Here is a 22,645-nt window from a genome sequence, read left to right on the forward strand (position 1 = left end):
ACGGACGGAGCAGTTCGGCCATCCGTTCGCTCCGCCGGTCGTGCGATGCCCGGAATGCCTGCATAGCGTGGCCGCATGACCACGACCTGCTCAAAGCCGCAGCAGCCGGCCACCGACAACCGACGGTGGAAGGCGCTCGGGGTCTGTCTCGCGGCCGGCTTCATCTCGCTGCTCGACACCTCGATCGTCAACGTGGCGCTGCCCTCGATGGAGCGCGGTCTGGGCGCCACGGAGGCCGCCCAGGCCTGGGTGGTCTCCGGGTACGCGCTGACCTTCGGGCTGGCGCTCGTCCCCGCGGGCCGGCTCGGCGACATGCGCGGAATGCGCCAGGCCTTCCTGATCGGCCTCGCCGTGTTCACGGTGGCCTCGGCGGCCTGCGGGCTCGCGGCGAGCCCCGACCGGCTGGTGGTGTTCCGGCTGATCCAGGGCGCGGCGGCGGGCATGGTCGCGCCGCAGACCTCCGGCCTGATCCAGCAGATGTTCCGGGGCTCCGAACGCGCCAAGGCCTTCGGGCTGCTCGGCAGCGTCATCGGGATCTCGACGGCGGTCGGCCCGCTGGCCGGCGGTGTGATCATCGACGCCGTGGGCACCGGGGACGGCTGGCGCTGGGTGTTCTTCGTCAACCTGCCCATCGGTGTCGCCGCGTTCGTCGCGGGCCTGCGGCTGCTGCCCCGCTGTCCCGCGTCGGCGGACCGGCGGGAGCGGTTCGACCCGCTCGGGGTGCTGCTCCTCGGCTGCGGCGTGCTCGCGCTGATGCTGCCGCTGGTGCAGGAGCAGCAGTGGACCGGACGGGACAAGTGGGCGCTGCTGCCGGCGGGCGCGGTGCTGCTCGGCCTGTTCTGGGTGTGGGAACGGCGGCAGGGCAGGCTGGGACGGGCGCCGCTGCTCGACCTGAACCTGTTCTCGATGCGGTCCTTCACCCTCGGCGCGCTGATCAGCCTGTCCTACTTCGCCGGCTTCACCACGGTCTTCTTCGTCCTCGCCCTCTTCCTGCAGAACGCGGCGGGGTACAGCGCCCTGGCAGCCGGCGTCGCGGTGCTGCCGTTCGCGATCGGCTCGGCGGTCGGCGCCGCCCTCGGCGGCCGCCTGGTGGTGAGCCAGGGGCGGAAGGTGGTCGTCATGGGCCTCACCGGGGTGACGCTCGGGCTGCTCGGCACCATCGCGGTGGTGCGGCTGGTTCCGCTGGAGAGCTTCGGGTGGGCCGCGGCGCTGCCGATGCTCCTCGGCGGCATCGGCTCCGGCATCACGGTCTCCCCCAACACCACGCTCACCCTGACCCGGGTGCCGGTGAAGCGGGCAGGCGCGGCCGGCGGGGTGCTGCAGACCGGCCAGCGCGTCGGCTCGGCGGCCGGTATCGCGGTGGTGGGCTCGGTCTACTTCGCCCACCTCGCGCACCACGGCCCGGCTCCCGAGGCGCTCCAGCTGGGCCTGCTCACCTCCATGGGGTTCATCCTGGTGGCGCTGGGCCTGGCGGTCGCCGACCTGGGAGAACGGGCGAAGGCACCGGAGGCACCGGAGGCGCAGGGGATGCCGGAGGCCGAGAGCCTGACATCCTGACCCGGGGCCCCGGCCGTGGCCGCCGCCGCTACGAGCGGCGGCGGGGCTTGCCGCGCTTCGCGGGCTTCGCGCCGGGCGCCCGCCCGCGTGCGGTGCGGGCGCCCGGCGTCGCCTTGGCCGCGGCGGCCGGCTTCTGCGCCCGGCCGGCCTTCTCCGGCGCGGCCTTCGCCGTCTTCGGCGCCGGTGCGGCCTGCCGGCCGCGGGTGCTGTTGACCGTGCGGCCGCGGACGATGCCGATGAAGTCGTCGACCAGGTCGGTGGTGGCCTCCTCGGGCCAGGACAGGGCGACGGCAGACTCCGGGCCGTCGGTGAGCGGCCGGTAGGTGAGGTCCCGGCGGTGGTACAGGCGGGCCAGGGACTGCGGGACGACCAGGAGACCGACACCGGCGGCGACCAGTTCCACCGCGTCCTCGGTGGTCGCGGGGCGCTCGAAGGCGGGCTCGCCGGGCGGGGCGTCCCAGTCGAAGACGTCGTCGAGGGGGTGGCAGAGGACCTCGTCGGCGAGGTCGGCGAGGGTGACCTCCTCGGCCGCCGTGATCACGTGGTCCCTGGGCACGACGACCACCGTGGTCTCGGTGTAGAGGGGGATCGCGCTGAAGAACGTGCGGTCGACCGGGAGCCGTACGAGACCGGCGTCCGCGTCGCCCGCGCGCAGCACGTCGGACGCCTCTGCGGCGGGGACCTGGAGGAGGGTGAGCGGGACGCCGGGCCGACGCTCGTTCCAGATCCGGACCCACTTGGCGGGCGTTACGCCGGGGACGTACGCGAGCCGGAACGACGGTGTTTCCTCCGAGCCTGTCATCAGCCCAGGTTAACGGGCCGCGGCCGGCCGGCGGGCACCGGCCGGGGACGGCCGTCCGGCAGCGGCCGCGGAAGGTCCCCGGCATCGGCCGTGGTCGGGGCTCGGGCGCCCGGCCGATACCCTTGACCTCATGAGTTCGCACCAGACCGCCCAGACGATGAAGCCCGCGACCGCGGCGAAGAAGCTGGGCGTGTACCTGCCCGCCACGCCGGCCGCCTTCCAGGAGGGCGTCGTCTCGCGCGCCGAGCTGACCGAGCTCCTGGCGAATCCGCCCGAGTGGCTGCGCGAGCTGCAGGCCAACGGACCGCACCCGCGTCCGGTGGTCGCGGCCAGGCTCGGCGTGTCCATCGCGGGGCTGGCGCGCGGCGGCGTGACGGAACCGCTCACCACCGAGCAGATCGAGGAACTCAAGCGCGAGCTGCCCGAGTGGCTGGCCAAGGAGCGCGCCACGCAGGCCGAGGTCCGCAAGGAGACCGTGCGGCTGAAGAACCTGAAGCGGGAGAAGGAGTCGGGGCAGGGCTGAGGCCACTCCCCGCCGCGATTCTCCACGGCTCCGGTCCAGGCGCCCGCCGCCCGGATCCCGGGGCCGTTGCCGTACCGACCGCGCCCCTGCGCCGTGTCCGCGGTCCGGCGCTTCCTCGTCCCCCACCCCGTCGTAGCCTGCCGGCTCCCCCCCGGAAACCCCCTCGACCGGCGCCCGCCTCCGCCTCGTCCCGCTTCCTCACAGCCCGCCTGCAACCTTCGCTGAGCTGCGATTTCCCTCTCCGTGCACAGACGGCGGCAGGCGTTGTCAGTGGTCTCCCCTACAGTCGCCATCACTTGATCACTGCGGTGCGGGGAGGCACGCATGGGGTGGGTGACGGCCGGGGACTACGAGGTGGCCCTGGACGACGGGAAGGTGGTCTGCCGCAACGCGGCGGGGCGACGGCTGAAGTCCGTGCCCGCGAAGCTGGCGGACGATCCGGCCGTGCTGGGGCTGCGGCAGCTCGCCGAGTGGCTGGAGCGGCACGAACGGCGGTGCCTGGCCGACGTGGAACGGTGGATGACCCGCTCGCTTCCCGTGCCCCTCGCCGTTCTCGCGCGGGTCTGGCCCGACCCCGCCTGGCAGGCGGCCCTGCGGGACCTGGTGGTCACCGGCGCCGACGGCGAGGTCGCCGGATTCCTGCGGGACGCCGATGCCGAACGCGGGCTCGGCCTGGTCGATCTCGACGGCGACACCGTGCGCATCGCCCCCGAACTGGTCCGGCTGCCGCACCCGGTCCTCCTCGAAGACCTGGAGGAGCTGCGGGAGTTCGCCGTCGAACTCGGCGTCGAGCAGAAGGCCCAGCAGCTGTTCCGCGAGGTCTGGCACCGCCCGGCCGCACTGGACGCCGAGGGCACCCAGGTCGAGGAGTACGCGGGCGGGGTCTTCAAGGAGCTGCGGTTCCTGCACGGCAGGGCCTCGCAGTTGGGATACCGCGTGCGCGGCGGATACGCGGTGTGCTCGGTGCTGGAGGAAGGCCGCGGGGTCGAGGCCCGGGTCTGGATCGGCGACTACGACAGCTACTTCGAGACCGAGACCGGCCCGCTGGCATGGACCGATCCGGCGGGCCGCACGCTGAGGCTGGGTCAGGTCGGCCCGGTCGCCTGGTCGGAGGGGATGCGGATGGCGGCGGCGCTGTACGCGGGGCGAGACATCGAGGACGAGGAGCGGGCGGCATGAGCACGTACGACGACACCGCCACGGCCGCGCTGCTGGACGCCGGCGCGATCCTGCCCGCGGGCACGACCGCGCGGGAGGACGCCGACGTGCTGACCGCACGCACGTACACGCACCCCGCCCTGGACGGGCGGACGGTGGTGCGGCTGGTACCGGGCACCCTCGGCGAGGCCGAGGACCTGGCCCTCGAGTTCCTCGGTCTGGTCCGGGAGCCGGAAGCGCCCGAGGTCGGCCAGGTGCGCCGGGAGACCCTGGGCTTCCCGGCCTGGGCACTGGTGAACGACCCGGCCAACGGCCATCACGCCCTCGCCCTGGTCAAGGACGTCGAGCGGCTGGGCCGGCAGGCCAAGTCCAAGCCGGGCAACGCGAAGGACGGCTTCGAGGCACTCGGCGAGCGGCTGGGCCGCGCGGTCCCGCACTTCCTGCCGACCTTCTACGAGCAGGCCGCCCGGATCTTCCTCCAGCACGAGAACACGACCTACGCGGCCGCCTTCTTCGGCAAGGCGCGCGAGGCCGAGCGGGTGCACGCGCTGGCCGTGGACGAGGAGCGGCAGCGGGCGGTGTTCCTGGAGTTCGCCTTCGCCGGCGCGCTCACCGTCAAGGCGCTCAAGGAGTACGTGAAGGACCTCGCGCGCCGGCTCGAACCGGCCACCGCCTGGGCGCAGTTCCGGCAGCTGACGGTGGAGCGGTGCGCGGCCGGCATGCCGCCCTACGCCTCGCTGCCGCAGGACGCGCGCGGGCTGATCAAGGCGGCCGGGCTCGACCGGGTCACCGAGGAGTGCGCGCTGGTCGCCGACCTGCTCGCGTCCCCGGCCGCCGTGCGGGCGCCCGCCTCCTTCTGGAACGCCTACCGGAGCGTGCTGCCGGTCCTCGCCGAGCGGCGGCCCGGGATCCGGGTACGGCTGCTGGAGATCATGCCGGCCGGTCTCGGCCGGGAGGTGGAGGACGACGAGTTCTGGCTGGCCCTGCTGGCTGAGTGCGGGGCCGATCTGCTGCTCACCGAGGACGGCGGCGAGGAGGTCGACGCGGCGGACTGGCTCGGCCGGTGGGCCCGGCACCGCAAGCACGGGGCGGCGTACTCGCACCGCTCCCCCGCGACGCTGGCGCTGGCCGAGCGGATGGCTCCCCGGCTGCGGGCGGGCGGACGGCCCGTCGACCTGTTCACCGGGCGCTGGCAGGCGGGGGCCGATCTCGACCTGCTGGACCTGTGCGTGGCCGAGGGCATCGCACTGGCCGTACCCGGCTCGGACACGCAGGTGCATCTGCCGCTGGCCCTCTGGCTGCGCGACGAGCGGCCCGGACAGCGGGACCTGAAGGCCGTCGCCGCCGAGCCCCGTTACCGCTCGCTGTTGTTCGAGGCCGTCGAGGGCCTCGGCCGGGGGCAGGGGCCCGCGGTGCTGCCCACGGTGGCCGCGCATCCGGTGCTCGGCGACGTGCTGCGTGAATGGCTGCAGGAGACCACCGCGGAGTTCGCCGCCGTCGCCGGACTGCCGGGCGCCGACGCGAGGCTGGAGCGGCTGCGGCCCTTCCGGGCGGTGGTGCAGGAGAGCGCGCAGGCGGTGCGCCGGCTCACCGGGTACGACATCGTGCCGGTCCTCGGCCGTACGCTGCGCGCCGGGATCCTGGACGAACTGGGCTGGCCCGCGCTGGACGAGGCGCTGGAGCTGCTCGACGGAGAGGTGCGCAAGGACCGGGACAACTCCCTGGTGGTGACCGAGGCGTGGCCCGCGCTGATCCTGGTGCGCGGTCACAAGGCGGTCGTCGTCGGCCCCGACGGGATCCTGCTCACCCACGACCTGCGGCTGCCCGCCGCCCTGGACCGCTGGCGGCGCCCGCGGTTCCGGTACGCCGACGGCGAGTTGCTGGTGATGTGGCGGGACGGGTCGAAGCAGCACGGCTACTGGTCGAACCGCCCGTCGGAGGTGTTCCCGCTCGGCGGCGAGCAGATCCCCCACTGGTGGTCCGCCATGGACGCGGCCCACGCCTCGATCCCCTTGCCCGCCGGCGGCCGGGCCACGGGCGGTCGCACTCTGCACGCCGGTGACACCGTCCTGCCGCCGAGCCGCCCGGTCCTGGGCGACGGCATCACGTACTGGCGTCAGGGCAGGCAGGGCCGGCAGTCGCTGTGGCTGGAGTACGACCCGGCGACCGGCGAGCACGGGCGGGCCTCGCTGCCCGCGCTGCTGGCGTCGGCCGTCCGCGAGGGCGCCTCGCTGCTGCACGGCTCCTGCGAGGTGCTGCCGCTGCAACCCGGCCTTGAGCGCAGCCCGTTCGGCACCGACGGTACGGTCCTCGGGCGCTGGGTGCGCACCGAGGGCGAGGGAGCCGAGGCGCGGACGACCGCGGGCACGCCCGACGGGCGGGCGGCGACCCTGCGGGCGGCCCGCAACGGCCGGGTGCCGGGGGTGCCGCTGGGCGCCCTGCGGCTGCCGGGCGGCGCCGAGCCGATCGCCGTTCAGACGTACCAGAGCGTCGCCCTGCACACGGGCGACGGCACCGAGCTCGGGCGGGTGTCCTTCGGCGAGACCGGCGGGGCGTACGCGGCCGGTACCCGGCTGGTGCCGCCGGTCGCGTTCTGGCACGCGCTGCGCCCGCGTGACGAACACGGGTCGGCCGGACTGCGCGCCCTGACCGACGACTCGGCCGGTGCGCTGATGCGGGCCACGGCGACCGCGCTGGACGAACGGCGGCAGGCGCTCGCCGAAGCCGGGAAGGACGAACGGGCCAGGGCCGCGGTGCCGGGCACGGACGAGGTCGCCGCGGCCGCGGTGGCACGGGCACTGCCCGGACTGTCCGACCGGCGGCTGCTGGCCGGTGTCGCCTCCCTCGTCCTCGCGGCACTGCGCATCGCCGAGACGGCCGCGTCCCTGGCCAGGCCCGCACAGGAGCGGCCACGTCAGCCCCGGCAGCGGACCGAGGGCATGTTCGCCGACTACTCCCCGGCCCACGGCGGGGACCGGACGCTGCACGACGCCACGGCGGGAGTCGTGTCCCTGCAGAACGCGTGGCACGGCGGCTGGGCCACGCTGCGCCAGATCCGCGCGGTCAACCACGTGCTCTCCGGTCGGCCCGCCGACGGGAAACCACTGCCGGAACGGGAGCAGTCGGCCGCCGTCGGCGACGGCTGGCAGAGCGACGAGCACACCGTTCCCACCATCGGGGCGGTGTGGCCGCCCGTCCTGGGCGCCCTGCGGCCGCTCGCCTACCGTGCCGCCTCGCCGGCCCTGACCGACGTCCAGCGCGAGCCGCTGCTGCTGCTGTTCGAGGCGCTGGCCGAGGGCCCGCTGCCCGGGCTCGGGACCACGCTGCGCGAAGTCCTGCTGAGCGAACCGCACGACAAGCACCAGCGGGTGGGCCAGGTGCTCCGCCGGGACGGGCGCACGGTGGTGGTGCTCGGCTGCCAGAGCGTCGACGTCCGGTCGGGGGCGGTCGAGTGGCTGGCGCTCGACCACGACCCGTCCGGGGCGTTCGGTGCCGTCGGGCACTTCACGCTGGTCCGGGAGACGCGGTACACCACCGGCATTCCCGCGGACCGGCTGGCCGAACTGACCCGGCTGGTCCGGGAGAAGGGCGCCGCCCCCTGGCGGCCAGGGGCCCCCGAGGCGCTGGCCGCCGCGACGAACGGCGGGCTCGGCCCCCTCCAGGCCGCCGTACTGCTGGCCGGTCACCCGAACGCTCCCGCCACGGAAGGGCTCGCGGCCGTCGGGCTGAAGCCCGGGCAGCGGACCTTCGGCGCACAGCTGCTGACCTCGCTGGGCCAGGACGAGCAGCGGGCACTGCTCGGCGCGCTGCTGCCGGACGACCCGGCCGAGCTGTGGACGGCCGGCCCCGACACGGCGGCCGCGGGCCGGCTGTGGGCCGAGCGCCTCGGCACCCTGGTACGTCTGCCGGAGGACCTCAGCACCGATCTCGCCGGCGTGGCGGCCGGTCACGCCGAGGCAGTGCTCAACCCCGCGCGCACCCCCTGGCTCGCCCGCACGACGGTGTTCCGGCCCGGCAAGGACGGCGACTTCGCACCGGCCGACCCGTCCGCGGTGCCCGGCTCGTACACCCTGGCGGGGGCCGTGGAGAGCCTGGCCGCGCTGGCCTACGTGCTGCCCTACGGGCATCCGCTGCGGGCCGGGCTGCCGGACGGGCTCGGTGCGGTGCGCCGGCGGCTGGCCGATCCGGAGCTGCTGCTCGACCTCGACCTGGAGTGGACGGAGAAGGGCGGACCGACCTCCGTGCAGTTGCGCAAGATCTTCGGCCTGCCCGAGACCGGCGGCGACGCGCACGGGCTGACGAGGGCCGGGGACACGCTGGTGCTGCGCCCCTGGTACGAGGCCGCGGAACACGTGCTGCTCCGGCCGGCCGCGCTGAGCGGAGCCGACGACCCCGTCTTCGGGCTCCTGGAGGGCCTGCTCGGCGAGGGGCGGGCGTCCCGGCTGCGGGCCGTCCGCACGCTCCTCGGCGACGACCTGGCCCGTGCCCTCGCGGCCGACGGTCCGGCCGGTCACGCCCAGGACCCCACGGCCTCCGTCCCCGCGCTGGTCGCGGAGGTCGCCGAGGCGCACGGTCTCGGCGCGGATGCGGCGGCGCTCTACCTCCAGGTGCTGGCGCTGCCGGACCCCACCGACCGCAACTGCGCACGCTGGACCGGCTGGAAGCCCGCCCGGATCAAGAAGACGCGCGCCGAACTGGCGGCGACCGGCCTCCTCGTCGAGGCGAAGCGCCCGCGGGCCGGCCGCACCCTTTTCCTGCCCGGCGGGTGGCGCGACCTCAGGGCTCCGGCCCTGCCGACGGAGACCTGGAAGGAAGCCCTCTATCCCGTCTCCGACGGTCGCCGGACCGTCCCGCTGGTCCCGGTGCCGGAGCTGTTCGCCCGTGCCTGGGAGCGCGTGCGCACCGGGGATGCCCCCGCGTACGAACAGCTGACCACGCGGGCCACCCGTGGCGGCCGCCGCCGATGACCACGATCCGCACCACCGCCCGCACCGCCGGAGGACCACCGCCGATGACCGTCAGCACCGCGCCCCTGCGTCAGATCGTCCCGCCGGAGGACAGGTACGCCACCGAGCTGGCCTTCCTCGCCGCGTACGACGCCGGTCCGCGCCCGCCCGCCTGGCGGCTGACGCCCCGGGCCGTCGTCACCTTCGTGATGGGCAGTGGCGGCCTGGCGCTGCGGCTGCCCGACGACGCCGAGGTACCGGACGGCGTGCCGCGGCGACTCGTCGTGGAGGGCAAGTTCGTCGGCGACCGGGCCCTCGTCGAACGCTGTGTGGTGACCCTCGCCGGTGAGCGGGGACTGCTGCTGGTCGGCGAGCCCGGCACCGCCAAGTCGATGCTGTCGGAGCTGCTGTCGGCCGCGGTGTGCGGCACCAGCGGCCTGGTCGTGCAGGGCACCGCGGGGACGACGGAGGACCAGCTCAAGTACGGCTGGAACTACGCCCTGTTGCTCGCCCAGGGCCCGAGCCGCCAGGCCCTCGTGCCCTCGCCGGTCCTCACCGCGATGTCCCGGGGTGCCGTCGCCCGCGTGGAGGAGGTCACCCGCTGCCTCCCCGAGGTGCAGGACTCCCTGGTCTCGCTGCTGTCCGAGCGACGCATCGCGGTGCCCGAACTGGCGGGCACGGAGGACGCGTTGGCGCATGCCGCGCCCGGGTTCACCCTGATCGCCACGGCCAACCTGCGGGACAGGGGCGTCTCCGAGATGTCCGCGGCGCTCAAGCGGCGCTTCAACTTCGAGACCGTGGGCCCGATTCCGGACCTCGACGCCGAGACCGCGCTGGTCCGCGGCCAGGCCCGGGCGTCGGTGGAGCGGGCCGGGGCGCCCTTCCAGGTCGACGACGCGGTCCTGGAGGCCCTGGTCACCGCGTTCCGTGACCTGCGCGAGGGACGGTCGGCGGAGGGCTGGGAGGTGGAGCGCCCGTCCACGGTGATGAGCACCGCGGAGGCGGTGTCGGTGGCGGGCGCGCTGGCCCTGGCGGCGGCCTACTTCCCCGGTGACCGCGACGTCCTCGGCCTGCTCCCCGGCCATCTGCTCGGCGTCGTACGCAAGGACGACCCCGCCGACGCGGCCCGGTTGCGCGGCTACTGGGACGGTCCGGTGCGGCGGCGCGCGGAGCAGGGCTCGGCGACCTGGCGCACGCTGTGGGACCTGCGCACGGTCCTGGAGGCGTGACGTCGTGCCCGACTCCCCCGAGACGGCGCTGGCCGCGCTCACCGATCCGGCGGGTCCCTACCTGATCGGCGTACGGCACCACGCGCCCTCGCTGGCCGCCGCCGTACCGGCTCTGCTGGACGCGGCGCAACCGGACGTGCTCCTCGTCGAGCTGCCCGCGGAGCTGCAGGAGTGGCTGCCGTGGCTGGCCCACGAGGAGACCCGGGCCCCGGTCGCCCTCGCCGCGGCACCGGCCGACGGCAGCGGCGGCCCGGCGTTCTATCCGTTCGCGGACTTCTCCCCCGAACTGGCGGCCGTGCGGTGGGCCGGGCGCGGCGGGGTGCCGGTGGTCGCCTGCGATCTGCCGATGGCGGACCGGGGCCGGCGGGAAGGAGAGCGTGCCGCCCAGGGGCCGGGCCGGCTGTCGGACGCGCTGCGTTCCCGGCTCACCGGCCGCCCCGGTGACGACCTCTGGGACCGCCTGGTCGAAGCGGTCGCGCCCGGTTCGCCACCGGAGGCACTACGGCGGGCCGCACTGCTGACGGGCTGGGCGCTGCGCGAGGAGTCGGCCGTGTCGGAGGTGGATCTGCGGCGGGAGGAGTGGATGCGCTCCCGGCTGGCCGAGGCCACGGGGAACGGTGAGCGGGCGGCCGCAGTGGTCGGTGCCTTCCACGCTCCGGCACTGATGCGCCCCTTCAGGGGCGCGGGGAACCGCGCGCCGAGCCCCCACCCGCCCGCACCCGAGTGGACGACCTCCCTCATCCCCTACACCTACGCCCTCCTGGACGAGCGCTCCGGCTACCCGGCCGGAATCCGGGACCCCGAATGGCAGCACATGGTCCTTGAAGCAGCCGGTGAACCCGGCGCGCTGACGGACGTGCTGACGCGCACGGCCGTCCGCATCTGCGCCGAACTCCGCGGCCTCGGCCACCCCTCCGGCCCCGCCGACGCCCGCGAGATCACCCGCCTCGCCGGAGACCTCGCCCGCCTCCGCGGCCTGCCCGCCGCGGGCCGCGGCGAGTTGGTCGAGGCGACGCAGACCGTGCTGGCACAGGGCGAGCCCCACGGCCGGGGCCGGGCGGTGGCGAGGGCGATGGAGACCGTCCTGGTCGGCACCCGCGTCGGCCGGCCCGCGCCGGAGGCGCCCCGCAGCGGTCTCGCCCCCGCCGTCGAGACCGAGCTCACGACGCTCGGCCTGCCCGGTCCGGCGGACACCGGGTCCGCCGTCAGGGACCTCCGGCTCGACCCTCTCCGCTCGGACCTCGACCGGCGCCGCGAACTGCTGCTGCGCCGCCTGGCGTTGTGCTCCGTGCCGTACGCCGAGCCCAGGCCGGTGACCGGGACCGGCGGGGCCGACGCGCTCACCTCGCGCTGGGAGGTGCGCTGGACCCCGGCGACGGCCGCGATGCTGACGGCGGCCGGGGTCCGCGGGGTCACCCTCGCCCAGGCGGCCGAGGGCCTGCTGCGCGAGCGGAGCCGCAAGGAGCGGGATGCGGGCGGGCCGACCGCGGCGCAGGTGCTCGACGGCCTGGAACAGGCGGCGCTCTGCGGCCTGCCCGGCCTCGTCGACGAGCGGCTCGGCGACACCGCCGAGGTGCTCCCGGACGCCGGTACGCTGCCCGAACTCCTCGCGGGGCTGGCCCTGCTGGACCGGCTGCGGAGCGGGCACATCGCCGGTCCTGACGCGGACGGGGACCGTATCGCCAGGTCCGTCGCCGTGGCGGAGCTGCTGACGGCGGCCGCGGTGCGCCAGGTCGACGGCCTGACCGGTTCCGAGGACCCGGCCGACGCCCGCGCCCTGCTCGAACTCGCGCACCGCGCCGACCTGTCGGGCGGCATCCGGCTCGCCGACGCCCTGGCCCGGCTGGCCGCCGGCGGCTCCCCGTTGATGCGGGGCGCCGCCGGAGCCGTCCGCGTGCTGCTCGGCCAGGAGGATCCGGGGGCGCTTGGCGACCGGGTGGCCTCCTGGGTGGACGGGGCGGTCGACGCCGAGTCGCGGTCCGCGCTCACCGCTCGGCTGACGGGGTTGCTGACGGCGGCCGGACGGTTGCTGGCGGCGGCCGTACCGGCGTTGGAGCCCCTGGTCGAGCGGGTGTCGGAGCTGTCCGACCAGGACTTCCTGGACCGGCTGCCGGCCCTGCGCGGTGGTTTCGACACGCTGAGCCCGGCCGACCGCGAGCGGCTGCTGTCCGCGGTCGAGGAGCGGCTCGCCGTCGACCGGGTGGCCGACACCGGAGCCGTCGACCCGGCCGCGCTGGCCGCCTGGACCCGAGCGGACCTGGCCGCTCGCGCTTCCCTGCGCGTGCTCGGCCTGCTGCCGCCGCCGCGCACGGATCGGGAGACCGAACAGGTCCGGCCCGTGGCGGTCCGGCCGGAGCGCCGGCTGGCCCCCGCCGACCGCTGGCGTCTGCTGCTCGGCCGCCGCGCCGACCGGCTCCCGACGTCGGCACGCGCCTTGGCCACCGCGCTCGACGAGCTGTACGGCCGCGGACACGGCGAGGGCAGCCGACGCGACGTCGACGGCACGGGCGGCGGGCGCGAGGCGTCGTACCCCGGGGTGCGGGAGTGGTCGGAGGAGCTGGCGGCGCTGTTCGGTCCGGGCATCCGGGAGGAGGTGCTGGCAGCGGCCGCCGCGACGGGACGGCAGGACGTGCTGGCCGAGCTGGACCCGGACGGCGTACGGCCCTCCGTGGACCTGCTGCGGTCGGTGCTACGGCACGCGGGCGGGCTGCCCGAGGCACGGCTCGCCGCGCTGCGCCCGCTGGTCCGGCGTCTGGTGGACGCGCTGACCCGGGAGCTGGCGACCCGGCTGCGTCCCGCGCTGCACGGAAGCGTCCTGCCCCGGCCGAGCCGGCGCCCGGGCGGCGGCCTGGATCTGCCGCGCACGCTGCGGGCCAACCTGGCCACCGCCCGCCGGGCGGCCGATGGCACCGTCCGGGTGATCCCGGAGCGCCCGGTCTTCCGGGCCCGGGCCCGGCGCGCCGCCGACTGGCGGCTGATCCTGGTCACGGACGTGTCCGGGTCCATGGAGGCGTCGACGATCTGGGCGGCGCTGACCGCCTCGGTGCTGGCCGGGGTGCCGACCCTGTCCACGCACTTCCTCGCGTTCTCCACCGAGGTCGTCGACCTCACCGGGCACGTCGACGATCCGTTGTCGCTGCTCCTCGAGGTGAGCGTCGGCGGCGGCACCCATATCGCGGCCGGGCTGCGGCACGCGCGCGAGCTGGTCACGGTGCCGTCCCGCACGCTCGTGGTCGTGGTGAGCGACTTCGAGGAGGGCTATCCGGTCGGCGGGCTGCTGGCCGAGGTCAGGGCGCTGGTCGGGGCGGGCTGCCAGGTCCTGGGCTGCGCGAGCCTCGACGACTCGGGACGGCCCCGCTACTCCACCGGTGTCGCCGGGCAGCTGGTCGGCGCCGGGATGCCGGTCGCCGCCCTCAGCCCGCTCGAACTCGCCCGCTGGGTCGGGGAGAAGATCGCATGAGCACGAGTACGGAACGGGAGCTGCCCGCCGTCGCCCCGGCCGTGACGGCCGAGCTGGTCGCGGCCCTCTCCCCCCGGTTGCGCAAGCGGCTGGACGCGGGCGTCGCCAAGCTGGCGGACCGGCCGGTCGTGCGCGACGGCGACACCGTGCGGATCGCCGTCGACGACGAGGGCTCCGAGCTCGAACTGCACGCCCCGGAGGGCGTCGTGGCCGACGCGGCAGCCATCCGATGCGGCTGCCTGCTGGCCCCGGACTGCCTGCACCGCGCGGCGGCGGCCTCGGCCGCACCGGTGGCGGACGTCTCCGCGGACACGGCGAGCGCACGAGGCGCGGACCGGACGGCGGGCGTGGGAGCCACCGCGGCCACCGAGCAGCCGGCGCCCCTCTCGGGTGCCCGTGCGGTCCCCGTCCTCGACGAGTCCGCGACGCCCCCGCAACTCGCCGCGGCCCACGCCGTTTTCGACGCCGTGGCCGCCGTGCTCGACGCCGGTACGGACGGCTCCGGTGCCGTGCTCCAGGCCGAGTTGCTGCGGGCGGCGCACACCGCGCGCCTGGCGGGTCTGCCCCGGGCGGCCGCGGCCGCGGTCTCCGTGGTCACCGCGGTGCGCGCGGCCCGCGCGGCCGACCCGGCGTTCCGGCTCGCCGAACTCGTCGGCGCCATGTCGGAGGCCCTGTTCGTGGCCCATCGGCTGCCGCATGCCACCGGTGCCGAGCCGGCCGGGCTGCGCGGCACGGTACGGCAGCCGTACACGCCGGAAGGTTCGCTGCGGCTGTACGGCCTGTTCTCGGAGCCGGTGCTCACCGCGAGCGGCTACGCGGGGGCCGTCACCTGGACCGCCGACGCCGAGGGGCGGCTGTACACGGTCTCGGACGTGGCGCCGGGCGGTGCGGGCCGGGCGGTGGGCGCCGCCGACCGGGCCGTACGCATCGGGGACACGGCGCTCACCCACCGCGAGCTGGCACGGGCGGGACTCGCGGTGTCGGGGGCGACGGTGTCGCCGACCGGGCGGCTGGGCGCCGGCGCGGGGGTTCGGGCGGTGCGCGCGTCCGGGGCCGGGTGGCGGGCCGAGCCGCTGGACCGGTTGTGGGCGGTGCCGGTGGCCGAGCAGGTCGGACGGGCCCTGGGCGGCGGCCACGAGCTGCTCTTCCTGGAAGTGACGCCGGTCGGCGCGGTGCGCGAGGCGGCGGGCGACTGTCTGCTGGCCGACTGCGGCGGGCTGCCGTTGCGGCTGACGGCGGCGCACGACCATCCGGCGCTCCCGCACCGCGACAACCTGCGGCTGCTGGCCGCCGCGCGGGGCAGCCGGCTGCGGGTGATCGCACGCCTCGTCGCGGCCCCGCACGCCCGTGCCCAGCTCCTCGCGACGGAGCACCCCATGAGTGCCGGGAGCCGTGTCGACGTGGGGCTCGACCGGCTCCAGCACGCGGACCTGCCGGCTCCGGCGTCGCCGTCCGCCGCACCGGTGGCATCGGCCGTACCGGTCCACGCGGAGCGCACTCCCGACGAGGCGCCCCTGCATCTGCTGCGCCGCCGGATCGAGCAGGCGGCTTCGGGCGGCCGGCGCGTACTGGCCTTCCCGGGTGACTCCGCGGCCGACGCGCGCCGGCTGCGCCGGCACGGTCTGGGTACGGCCGGCGATATCCTCGACGGGTTGCTCGCCGCGGCCGCGGAACGCTCGCGCGACGCCTTCGGCCGTCTCCTTCCGGCGGACACCGGCCGCTTCGCCCGGGCCTGGCTGACCGCGGCGCGCTACACGGACGAGGTCGACCGGGTACTCTGTGCGGCCGCCTGGGGCGGCTGACCGGGCACGGCGACGACCGGATGCGGGCCGCCGCTCCCCCGTGCCGGCGGCCCGCGTGACCGGAGTCGTCGCATCCGGTGCCGGTGCCCGGTTGAAGCATGCGGCACCCGGCCGTCGCCTGGGTATGCGTAGAACTGCGTAGGGGCACGAGCGGAGAGGAACACGTGGTACACGGGCTGGACAGGGCCTACGAACGCCTCACCGGACTGGCCGTCGCCGCGCTCAACGAACGCGAGCCCGAGCGGCTCTGGCCGCTGCTGGCCGACGCCGTGACCGGCCTGTGCGACGGAGAGACGCTGATCTACAAGCTGGACGACTGGAGCGAGGGCGAGGGCACGCTCGGCATGTCGCCCGCCGCCACCTACGCGTTGGACCGGCTCGGCGACGAGGCGCTGGGGGTGCTGCGCTCCGGCTACCCCTTCGCCCGCCACTACGCGGCCGGCCCCGGCCGTGCGCCGGTGACGGCCCGTCGGCTGGCGGGGCGGGCCTGGCCGGTGAGCGAGACCGCGCGAGTGCTCGGCGACGGCCTGGACCTGAACCAGGTCCTGGCGCTCCCGCTGCCCGGTACCGTCGCGCCGATCACTGGCTGCCTGGTCTACCGCTCCGGCGCGGACTTCACCGACGACCACCTGCGGATCGCCGAGCGCGCCCAGCCGGTGCTGGCCGCCGTCGAGCAGCAGCGCCGGCTCCTGGAACAGTGGCGCCGGTCGTCGGCGCCGGCCGGTGCGGCGGAGGAGAGCGCGGCGGAGTGCGCGCTGACGCCCCGGGAGCTCACCGTCCTCCTCCTGCTCACCGACGCCCTGACCGCCGACGCGATCGGCCGTCGGCTCGGCATCTCGGCGCGCACGGTGCACAAGCACGTCGAGAACATCTACCGCAAGCTCGGCACCCGCGACCGCCTCGCCACCGTCCTGCACGCCCAGCGGCTGGGGCTGGTTCCGGCGCTCGGTCCGGCCCGGTCCGGAAGGCGGCCGGCGGCCGGGAAATCCGGTGGACAGCGCCGTCGTCCGCCCGGCACAGTGGCCGCCCGTGACGACCAGTGAGCTGTGGGGCAGGGCCGAGGCCGACCGCTACGACGGCGAGGAGACCGAGATGTCCTCGGCCGCGGTGCTCGGGCCGACCGTCGACTTCCTCGCCGAACTCGCCGGGGACGGCCGGGCGCTGGAGTTCGCCGTCGGCACCGGTCGGGTCGCCGTCCCGCTGCGGGAGCGCGGGGTGCCGGTGGCGGGCATCGAGTTCTCCGAGCACATGGCGGCGGTCCTGCGGCGGAAGGCCGACGAGCAGACCCTGCCGGTCGTGATCGGGGACATGGCCACAACCACCGTGCCCGGCGAGTTCGCCCTGGTCTATCTCGTCTACAACACGATCTCGAACCTGCTCACCCAGGACGAGCAGGTCGAGTGCTTCCGCAACGCGGCCCGGCACCTGCGGCCCGGGGGCCGGTTCGTGATCGAACTGGGGGTGCCGCCGCTGCGGCTGCTGCCGCCCGGCCAGGTCGCGGTGCCGTTCGACGTCTCAGCCGGGCACCTCGGCTTCGACACCTTCGACCTGGTCGAGCAGATCCTCGTCTCGCACCACCTCACCCGTGACGGCGAGGACGGCCGCTACCGCCGCGACGCCTCCCGGCACCGGTACGCGTGGCCCGCGGAGCTGGACCTGATGGCCCGGATCGCGGGCCTCGCGCTGGAGCGCCGGGTGGCCGACTGGGACGGCTCGCCGTTCACCCAGGACGCCGCGAAGCACATCTCGGTGTGGCGCAAACCGGAGTGACCGGCCCGGCCCCCCGCCCCGCGCTCAGCCGCTCACCGGTGTCCACTGGATGCGCGTACTGCACAGGGAGACCACGACGGCCGCCGCGGCGACGACTCCGAGGCCCCACACCAGGCTGCTCGAACCCGCGACGAAACCGATGAGCGGCGGCCCGGCCAGCAGGCCCGTCGTGCCCATGGCCGCGACCAGGGCCAGCGCCTGCGAACCCTGCTTGGCCGCGGCGACGTAGACGCAGGGGGTCACGGCGGCGCAGCCCAGTCCGACGCAGGCGAACCCGATGAGCGCCGCCGCCACTCCCCCGGTCAGCAGGGCGAAGGCGAGCCCGGCGGCGGCCAGGGCGCTGCCCAACAGCACGACACGGCCGTCGCCCCAGCGGCTGCGCCAGCCGTCCGCGAAGATGCGGGCCAGGACCATCATGCCGGAGAACACGGCGATGCCCATCGGCGCCAACTCGGCGGTCGCCTTGGCGACTTCTCGCAGGTAGAGGGCGGACCAGTCGTTCATGGCGCCCTCGGTCACCGTGCCGAACGCCATGGCGCAGCACATCCAGAGCGTGACCCGGGACGGCAGGCTCCATCCGGCACGGCTCCTGCGCTCCTTCTCCCCCTCCGTGTCCTTCTCCGCCGCGGGAGCCTCGTCCTGGAGCAGGCCGGGACGTGCCAGAGCCGCCAGGAGGACGAGGACCACCGCGGCCACCCCGAAGTGCGCGGCGACGGAGGAGGTGGTCGCGTTCATGCCGGAGGCGAGCAGCGCGGCGAGCAGGGAGCCCGCGCTGAACGTCGCGTGCAGCCGGGCCATGGTGTTGCGGGTGTACCGGGTCTCCAGAGCGGTTCCCTGCGCGTTCATGGCCACGTTCAGGCACCCGACGAACACGCCGTCGGCGACCATGACCAGCAGGGCGACCGGATATTCCGGGGCGAGCGCGAGGGCCAGGAGCAGCAGGGTCAGGCAGAGGGCCGACAGCAGGGCCAGCCGTGCCGAGCCCAGCCGTTTCATGAGCGCCGGCACCAGGGGGAACGACGCGACGGCTCCGATACCGGCCGCCATCAGCAGCACCCCCACCTCGGCCGCGGTCAGCCCGAGGTCCGCCTTGATGGCGGGGATCCTGGAGGCCCAGGTGGCGTACTGGAAGCCGAGGGCGCAGAACAGCGCGGCGATCGCCACCTGGCTGCGCTGGAAGGGGTCACGGACAGGGAACACACGCATCAACTCGCTTCGTCGGCTCGGCCGTCGCCCGGGACATGGACGTCCTGGACGTGCGCGCCCGGGGCGTTCGGGCGGGACATGTAGACGGCGTTCGCGCCGTATCCGCCGGGGGCGATCCCCGGGTACGCGGTGAACCCGCGGGTCGACCAGAAGGGCTCGCTGCGGCCGACGGCGATCAGCGAGATCCGTTCGAACCCGCGGGCACCGGCGGCCTGGGTGAGATGGGTCAGGAGACGCCGGCCCAGTCCCCTGCCGCGCTGCCGTTCCGCCACGACCATGTCGTGCAGATGCAGGTTGCGTGGCCGGGGCGGGGGGCCGGCGGCGGGCTCCTCCGCCCGTTCGAGGTCCGGGTACCGGAACACGGGATAGGGCAGTGCCAGCACGTATCCGGCCGGCCGGGAGCCGACGTCGAGGACGAAGCAGGTCTCCGGCGAGGCGTCCGCCCTGGACCGCAGGGCGGCCTGTCCCTCGGACAGGCCGAGTTCCGCGTAGGCCCGGGCCTCCATCGCGCTGATGGCGTCCCAGTCGGCGTCGGCGACGTGGCGTATGCGTACACTGTCGCCGCTCACCGGTGCCCTCCGCCGACGCAGGTGTACGGGAGCGGGGCGAAGCCGTTGAAGCCCTGGGTGGTGTAGCTGATCGCGTAGGCGCCGCTGGAGAGCACCCAGACGGGGTCGCCGGAGGCCAGGTCCCGGGGGACGCGGACGAGGGCGTGTCCCTGGGGGTAGGCGTCGTCGCTGTCGCAGGTGGGCCCCGCCAGGACGGCGGGGACGTACCCGGAGCCGGCGTCGGGATGGCTCGGGAAGACGAGCGGGTACTGGAGCGCGTCCATCTCGTAGAGACCGTTGAACTTGCCGCAGCTCAGGTAGAGCCAGTACTGCCGCTCGCCGTCCGGCCGCCGCCGCTCGGACAGGCGGGCGACGTGGGCGCGGACGGCCCCGTGGTCGGCGACGAGGTGGCGCCCCGGCTCCATGACGAACGCGAGGTGGTCGCCGTGGACCTTCCTGAGGTGCCGCATTCCCTCCCGGATGACGGCGAAGATCTTGTCCAGGGGCGGTTCCAGGGGGAGGCCGTGCCGGTCGAGGTAGCCCAGGGCCGGCAGTCCGCCGCCGAGGTTGACGTGGTCGAGGACGATCCCGCGCCGGCCCAGGACGGTCAGGACGTCCGCGAGACAGTCGACGGCGTTGTGCCAGGCGTCGGCCGTCATCTGCTGGGAGCCGACGTGCACCGACAGTCCGGAGGGTGTCAGACCCATCCCCCGGGCCGCCGTCAGGATGCGCACCGCGTCGGCGGGCGAGCAGCCGAACTTGTTGCTCAGTCCCCACAGTGCGCCGTCGCCGCTCGTCGCCAGCCGGCAGAACACACGGGCTCCCGGGGCGTGGGTCGCGATGGCGGCCAGGTCCTCGATGCTGTCGGTCGCGAAGTCCCGGACGCCGAGCCGGTGGGCTTCGGCGATGTCCCGGTCGGACTTGACGGTGTTGCCGTAGTGCGTCCGGCCGGCCGGCACACCCGCGCGCAGCGCCTGCTCCAGTTCGCGCGGGCTCGCCCCGTCGACCCCGGCGCCCTCGTCCGCGAGACAGCCGAGCACCTCGTCCACCGGGCAGGACTTCAGGGCGAACCGGACGTCGACGCCCGGCAGTTCGCGTCGCAGGGTGTGGTAGCTGCGGCGGATTCCGGCCAGGTCGAAGAAGATCCCGTCCTCGGTGGCGTCCGTCAGCGCGGCACGCAGCGGGGAGACGTGGGCCATGGCCGCCGTCACCGCTGCGGCCCGGGCGTCCGGGGTACGGAAGTGCCGCGGGCCGCGTCGACCAGGGGCTCCCACGCCTCCGTGAGCAGGGCGAAGTCCTCGATGTCGCCGCGTGCTTCGTCCAGCAGGCGGTCGCGGCGTCCGGCCAGCAGGTCGGCGAACCGCGCGTACCGGCCCCCGAGTCTGCGGTACGCGGTGTCGAGGACGTCCAGCCGGTGCACGTTCTCGCCCCGGTCGAGGCCCGCGCTCTCCCTGGCCAGCCGGGCCACGACGGAGGCGCGCACCTGCCCCTGCCCGTCGAGCAGCGACTCGCCGGCCAGCCCCATCCGGTCGTAGACGAAGTTGAAGTAGAGCATCGACAGCAGGAACTTGACGAAACGCAGCTGGTACGCGACGAAGCCGGAGTCGGTCCGGCGTTCGCCGGTGTAGAAGTTGACGATGTTCCGGTTGTGCAGGACGCCGGGCAGTGCGGCGTCGTGGACCAGGTGGATCAGGAAGTAGTCGCTGCCGATCGTGTCGATGGCCGGCGGCAGCGGCACGTGTTCGTGCACGCCGTGGAAGGCGATGTTGCACATGTCCACGCGCATGGGGTCGACCACGGTCAGGATGGAGTGGTCCGCGGTGAAGGCGTCCGTGCCGGCGCCCCGGAAGGACTCCTCGGCGAGTTCCCGCTTCTGCTCGGCCGTCCAGTGCGCGGGCGCCCACAGGCCGACCATGTCGTGGTACACGTCCGGGTCGATCCGGAGTATCTCGCTTATGTCCACGGAAAGTTCGCCCACGAAGGAGCTGCCGACCATCGCCACCCGCCGGTCCATGCGGTCGGCGGCGAGTGCGGCCCCGGTGACGTGGCGGGCGGCGTCGGCCGCGCGCCTGCCGAGCGACAGCAGTTCGTGGTGGACGGGGAAGACGGGCTCGCCGTCCACGACCTGGTACCGGCTGTCGGAGTCCCTGCGGTGCACGGACTCGCAGCCGAGTGCGGCGGCGAGCAGGAAGGCGCGGTTGGTGCAGGCGCCGTAGGAGACGCCGGCGGGAAGCATCAGGTCCAGCAGGAGGTCGGGCTTCGTGGCCGCGGACCGGTCGATCGCGCGCCGCAGGAAGTCCCGCTGCCGTGCCTCGTCGAGATGGTGGACGACGATCCGCGGGTGGTCGGGGGTCCGGCGCACGGCCTCGGCGTGTTCGGCGAAGGCCGGTGCCGCGCAGGAGTCCAGGATCAGGAGGTGCACCTCGGCGTCGAAGTGCCGGACGGCGTAGGCCGCTTCCTCGGCCAGGGCCGTGATGGTCGCCGCGCAGGGCCTGTTGGTCGGCAGGGTCAGGCAGATTCGGCGCATGTCTCATCTCCGGCCGGCCGCTCCGTACCGTCGAGGTCCGTGCCGTCGAGGTCCGTACCGTCGAGGTCCGCACCGGTCCAGGACCTGAGGCCCAGCAGCTTGGCGCCGAGGTCGTCGAGCGTGGCCCTGCCGTACCGCAGGGACTCGTGGCGCCTGGCGTCGCCCAGCAGGGTCGGGTTCCAGTCGGGCGTGGCGAGGGTGCGCCAGGACTCGACCCGGGAGCGCCTGAGCGTGTCGTGGGACTCCAGCGCCGGCATCATCGACAGGTACTGGACCGCGCGCACCGTCCGTTCGGAGGTGTTCGGCGCGACACCGTGGGCCAGCAGGCCGTTGAAGATCAACAGGTCGCCGGCTTCGAGCTGCGGGCGCACCACGGGGAACTCGGCGCGGTCGATCCTGGGCCGGATCGGGTCGCGGTCCGCCGGCTGGAACGCCTTCCACTGGTCGAAGCGTTTGAACAGCTCGGGGCAGCACTGGAAGCCGCCCACTTCGGGCCTGGTGTCGGTGAGGGCGATGATCCCCTGGACCCGCTGCGGCAGCACGCCGAGCGTGGTGTCGACATCCCAGTGCAGTTCGATGTCGAAGCCCTCGGCGGTGCCCGGGATCAGGGCCCGGTCGCGGTTCCTGATGTTGGGCGGGTTCAGGTTGAGCCGGTCGAGGGTCACCCAGAGCTCTTCGCAGTCCCAGACGTCGACGAAGGCGTCGTAGACGCGGCGGTTCTGCCGGCTCTCCCAGATGAGCTGGTGGTGGTAGGCCTCGACGAAGCCGTAGACGTGCAGGTCCCGGTCGAGGTCGGAGCGGTACTCGCGCTCCTCGTACCAGGTCTCCGGGCGCTCGGGGTCCAGCCCCTCGAACTCCCAGGCGAAGTCGAGCAGTTCGCGGGCCGCGGCGGTGGGAATGGCCTGCTTCACCACTACGTAGCCGTACGTCTGCCAGTGGGCGAGGTCCTCCTCGGAGAGGACTCGCAGCGGGCGGGTCTTGGTCAGGTCCCGCAGGGGTGTCTGGGCGAGGTAGGTCTCGCCGTCCGAGCTGAAGTAGGGGATGTCCGAGGGGGCTCGATGGAGATAACGGTCAGTCGTGGGCATGCGGTGCTCCACACCTCGATATCAGGTACCGG

15 protein-coding genes are annotated in these 22,645 nt (G+C 74.8%); 9 read left to right on the forward strand and 6 right to left on the reverse strand.

Annotated features, from left to right (window positions below; translation table 11 throughout):
- Nucleotides 1-75 precede the first annotated feature (75 nt).
- Nucleotides 76-1,557: an MFS transporter gene (locus BLW82_RS04670; RefSeq protein ID WP_093497606.1), complete on the forward strand. Its 1,482-nt coding sequence runs from the start codon at nucleotides 76-78 to the stop codon at nucleotides 1,555-1,557.
- A gap of 28 nt (nucleotides 1,558-1,585) precedes the next feature.
- Here the strand turns inward: BLW82_RS04670 and BLW82_RS04675 are convergent, their stop codons facing one another.
- Nucleotides 1,586-2,359 carry a LysR family substrate-binding domain-containing protein gene (locus BLW82_RS04675; protein ID WP_093497607.1) on the reverse strand — a complete coding sequence of 258 codons (774 nt, stop codon included), beginning with the start codon at nucleotides 2,357-2,359 and terminating at the stop codon, nucleotides 1,586-1,588.
- Nucleotides 2,360-2,489: 130 nt separating this feature from the next.
- Here BLW82_RS04675 and BLW82_RS04680 point away from each other — a divergent pair, with 130 nt between their 5' ends.
- From BLW82_RS04680 to BLW82_RS04715, 8 genes are all read left to right on the forward strand, one after another.
- Nucleotides 2,490-2,882 carry a DUF5997 family protein gene (locus tag BLW82_RS04680; RefSeq protein ID WP_093497608.1) on the forward strand — a complete coding sequence of 131 codons (393 nt, stop codon included), beginning with the start codon at nucleotides 2,490-2,492 and terminating at the stop codon, nucleotides 2,880-2,882.
- Nucleotides 2,883-3,206: 324 nt separating this feature from the next.
- A complete protein-coding gene (locus tag BLW82_RS04685) occupies nucleotides 3,207-4,061 on the forward strand; it encodes a DUF4132 domain-containing protein (RefSeq protein ID WP_093497609.1) in 855 nt (284 codons plus the stop codon).
- The gene (locus BLW82_RS04690) at nucleotides 4,058-9,007 is read left to right on the forward strand and encodes a hypothetical protein (protein WP_093497610.1); all 4,950 of its coding nucleotides are present in this window, start codon (nucleotides 4,058-4,060) and stop codon (nucleotides 9,005-9,007) included. The genes BLW82_RS04685 and BLW82_RS04690 overlap by 4 nt, the downstream gene beginning before the upstream one ends.
- Nucleotides 9,008-9,051: 44 nt before the next feature.
- Nucleotides 9,052-10,215, forward strand: a complete 1,164-nt coding sequence (locus BLW82_RS04695; protein ID WP_093497611.1) for an ATP-binding protein — start codon at nucleotides 9,052-9,054, stop codon at nucleotides 10,213-10,215.
- A gap of 4 nt (nucleotides 10,216-10,219) precedes the next feature.
- Complete coding sequence (locus BLW82_RS04700; protein ID WP_107408498.1) at nucleotides 10,220-13,675, forward strand: vWA domain-containing protein; 3,456 nt, start codon at nucleotides 10,220-10,222, stop codon at nucleotides 13,673-13,675.
- On the forward strand, nucleotides 13,672-15,477 hold the full coding sequence (locus BLW82_RS04705; RefSeq protein WP_093497612.1) for a hypothetical protein: 1,806 nt from the start codon (nucleotides 13,672-13,674) through the stop codon (nucleotides 15,475-15,477). The genes BLW82_RS04700 and BLW82_RS04705 overlap by 4 nt, the downstream gene beginning before the upstream one ends.
- 164 nt (nucleotides 15,478-15,641) lie before the next feature.
- Nucleotides 15,642-16,520 (forward strand): helix-turn-helix transcriptional regulator, encoded by an 879-nt coding sequence (locus tag BLW82_RS04710; RefSeq protein WP_256215633.1) that lies wholly within the window; start codon nucleotides 15,642-15,644, stop codon nucleotides 16,518-16,520.
- The gene (locus BLW82_RS04715) at nucleotides 16,507-17,247 is read left to right on the forward strand and encodes a class I SAM-dependent DNA methyltransferase (protein ID WP_093497614.1); all 741 of its coding nucleotides are present in this window, start codon (nucleotides 16,507-16,509) and stop codon (nucleotides 17,245-17,247) included. Before BLW82_RS04710 ends, BLW82_RS04715 begins: the two co-directional genes overlap by 14 nt.
- A 24-nt stretch (nucleotides 17,248-17,271) precedes the next feature.
- On the opposite strand, the gene BLW82_RS04720 is transcribed toward BLW82_RS04715, so the two are convergent.
- The 5 genes from BLW82_RS04720 to BLW82_RS04740 are packed head-to-tail and all read right to left on the reverse strand — an operon-like array spanning nucleotide 17,272 to nucleotide 22,613.
- Nucleotides 17,272-18,453, reverse strand: coding sequence for an MFS transporter (locus BLW82_RS04720; RefSeq protein ID WP_177232836.1), 1,182 nt, complete (start codon nucleotides 18,451-18,453; stop codon nucleotides 17,272-17,274).
- A complete protein-coding gene (locus BLW82_RS04725) occupies nucleotides 18,453-18,959 on the reverse strand; it encodes a GNAT family N-acetyltransferase (protein ID WP_093507857.1) in 507 nt (168 codons plus the stop codon). Before BLW82_RS04725 ends, BLW82_RS04720 begins: the two co-directional genes overlap by 1 nt.
- Nucleotides 18,960-19,018: 59 nt before the next feature.
- The gene (locus tag BLW82_RS04730; protein WP_093507856.1) at nucleotides 19,019-20,200 is read right to left on the reverse strand and encodes a type III PLP-dependent enzyme; all 1,182 of its coding nucleotides are present in this window, start codon (nucleotides 20,198-20,200) and stop codon (nucleotides 19,019-19,021) included.
- Between the two features lie 8 nt (nucleotides 20,201-20,208).
- Nucleotides 20,209-21,528 (reverse strand): DUF6271 family protein, encoded by a 1,320-nt coding sequence (locus BLW82_RS04735; RefSeq protein ID WP_093497615.1) that lies wholly within the window; start codon nucleotides 21,526-21,528, stop codon nucleotides 20,209-20,211.
- Nucleotides 21,510-22,613, reverse strand: a complete 1,104-nt coding sequence (locus tag BLW82_RS04740; RefSeq protein WP_093497616.1) for a phytanoyl-CoA dioxygenase family protein — start codon at nucleotides 22,611-22,613, stop codon at nucleotides 21,510-21,512. Before BLW82_RS04740 ends, BLW82_RS04735 begins: the two co-directional genes overlap by 19 nt.
- Between the last annotated feature and the right edge of the window lie 32 nt (nucleotides 22,614-22,645).

The sequence above is a fragment of the Streptomyces sp. Ag109_O5-10 genome, assembly GCF_900105755.1.
Classification (GTDB): Bacteria; Actinomycetota; Actinomycetes; order Streptomycetales; family Streptomycetaceae; genus Streptomyces.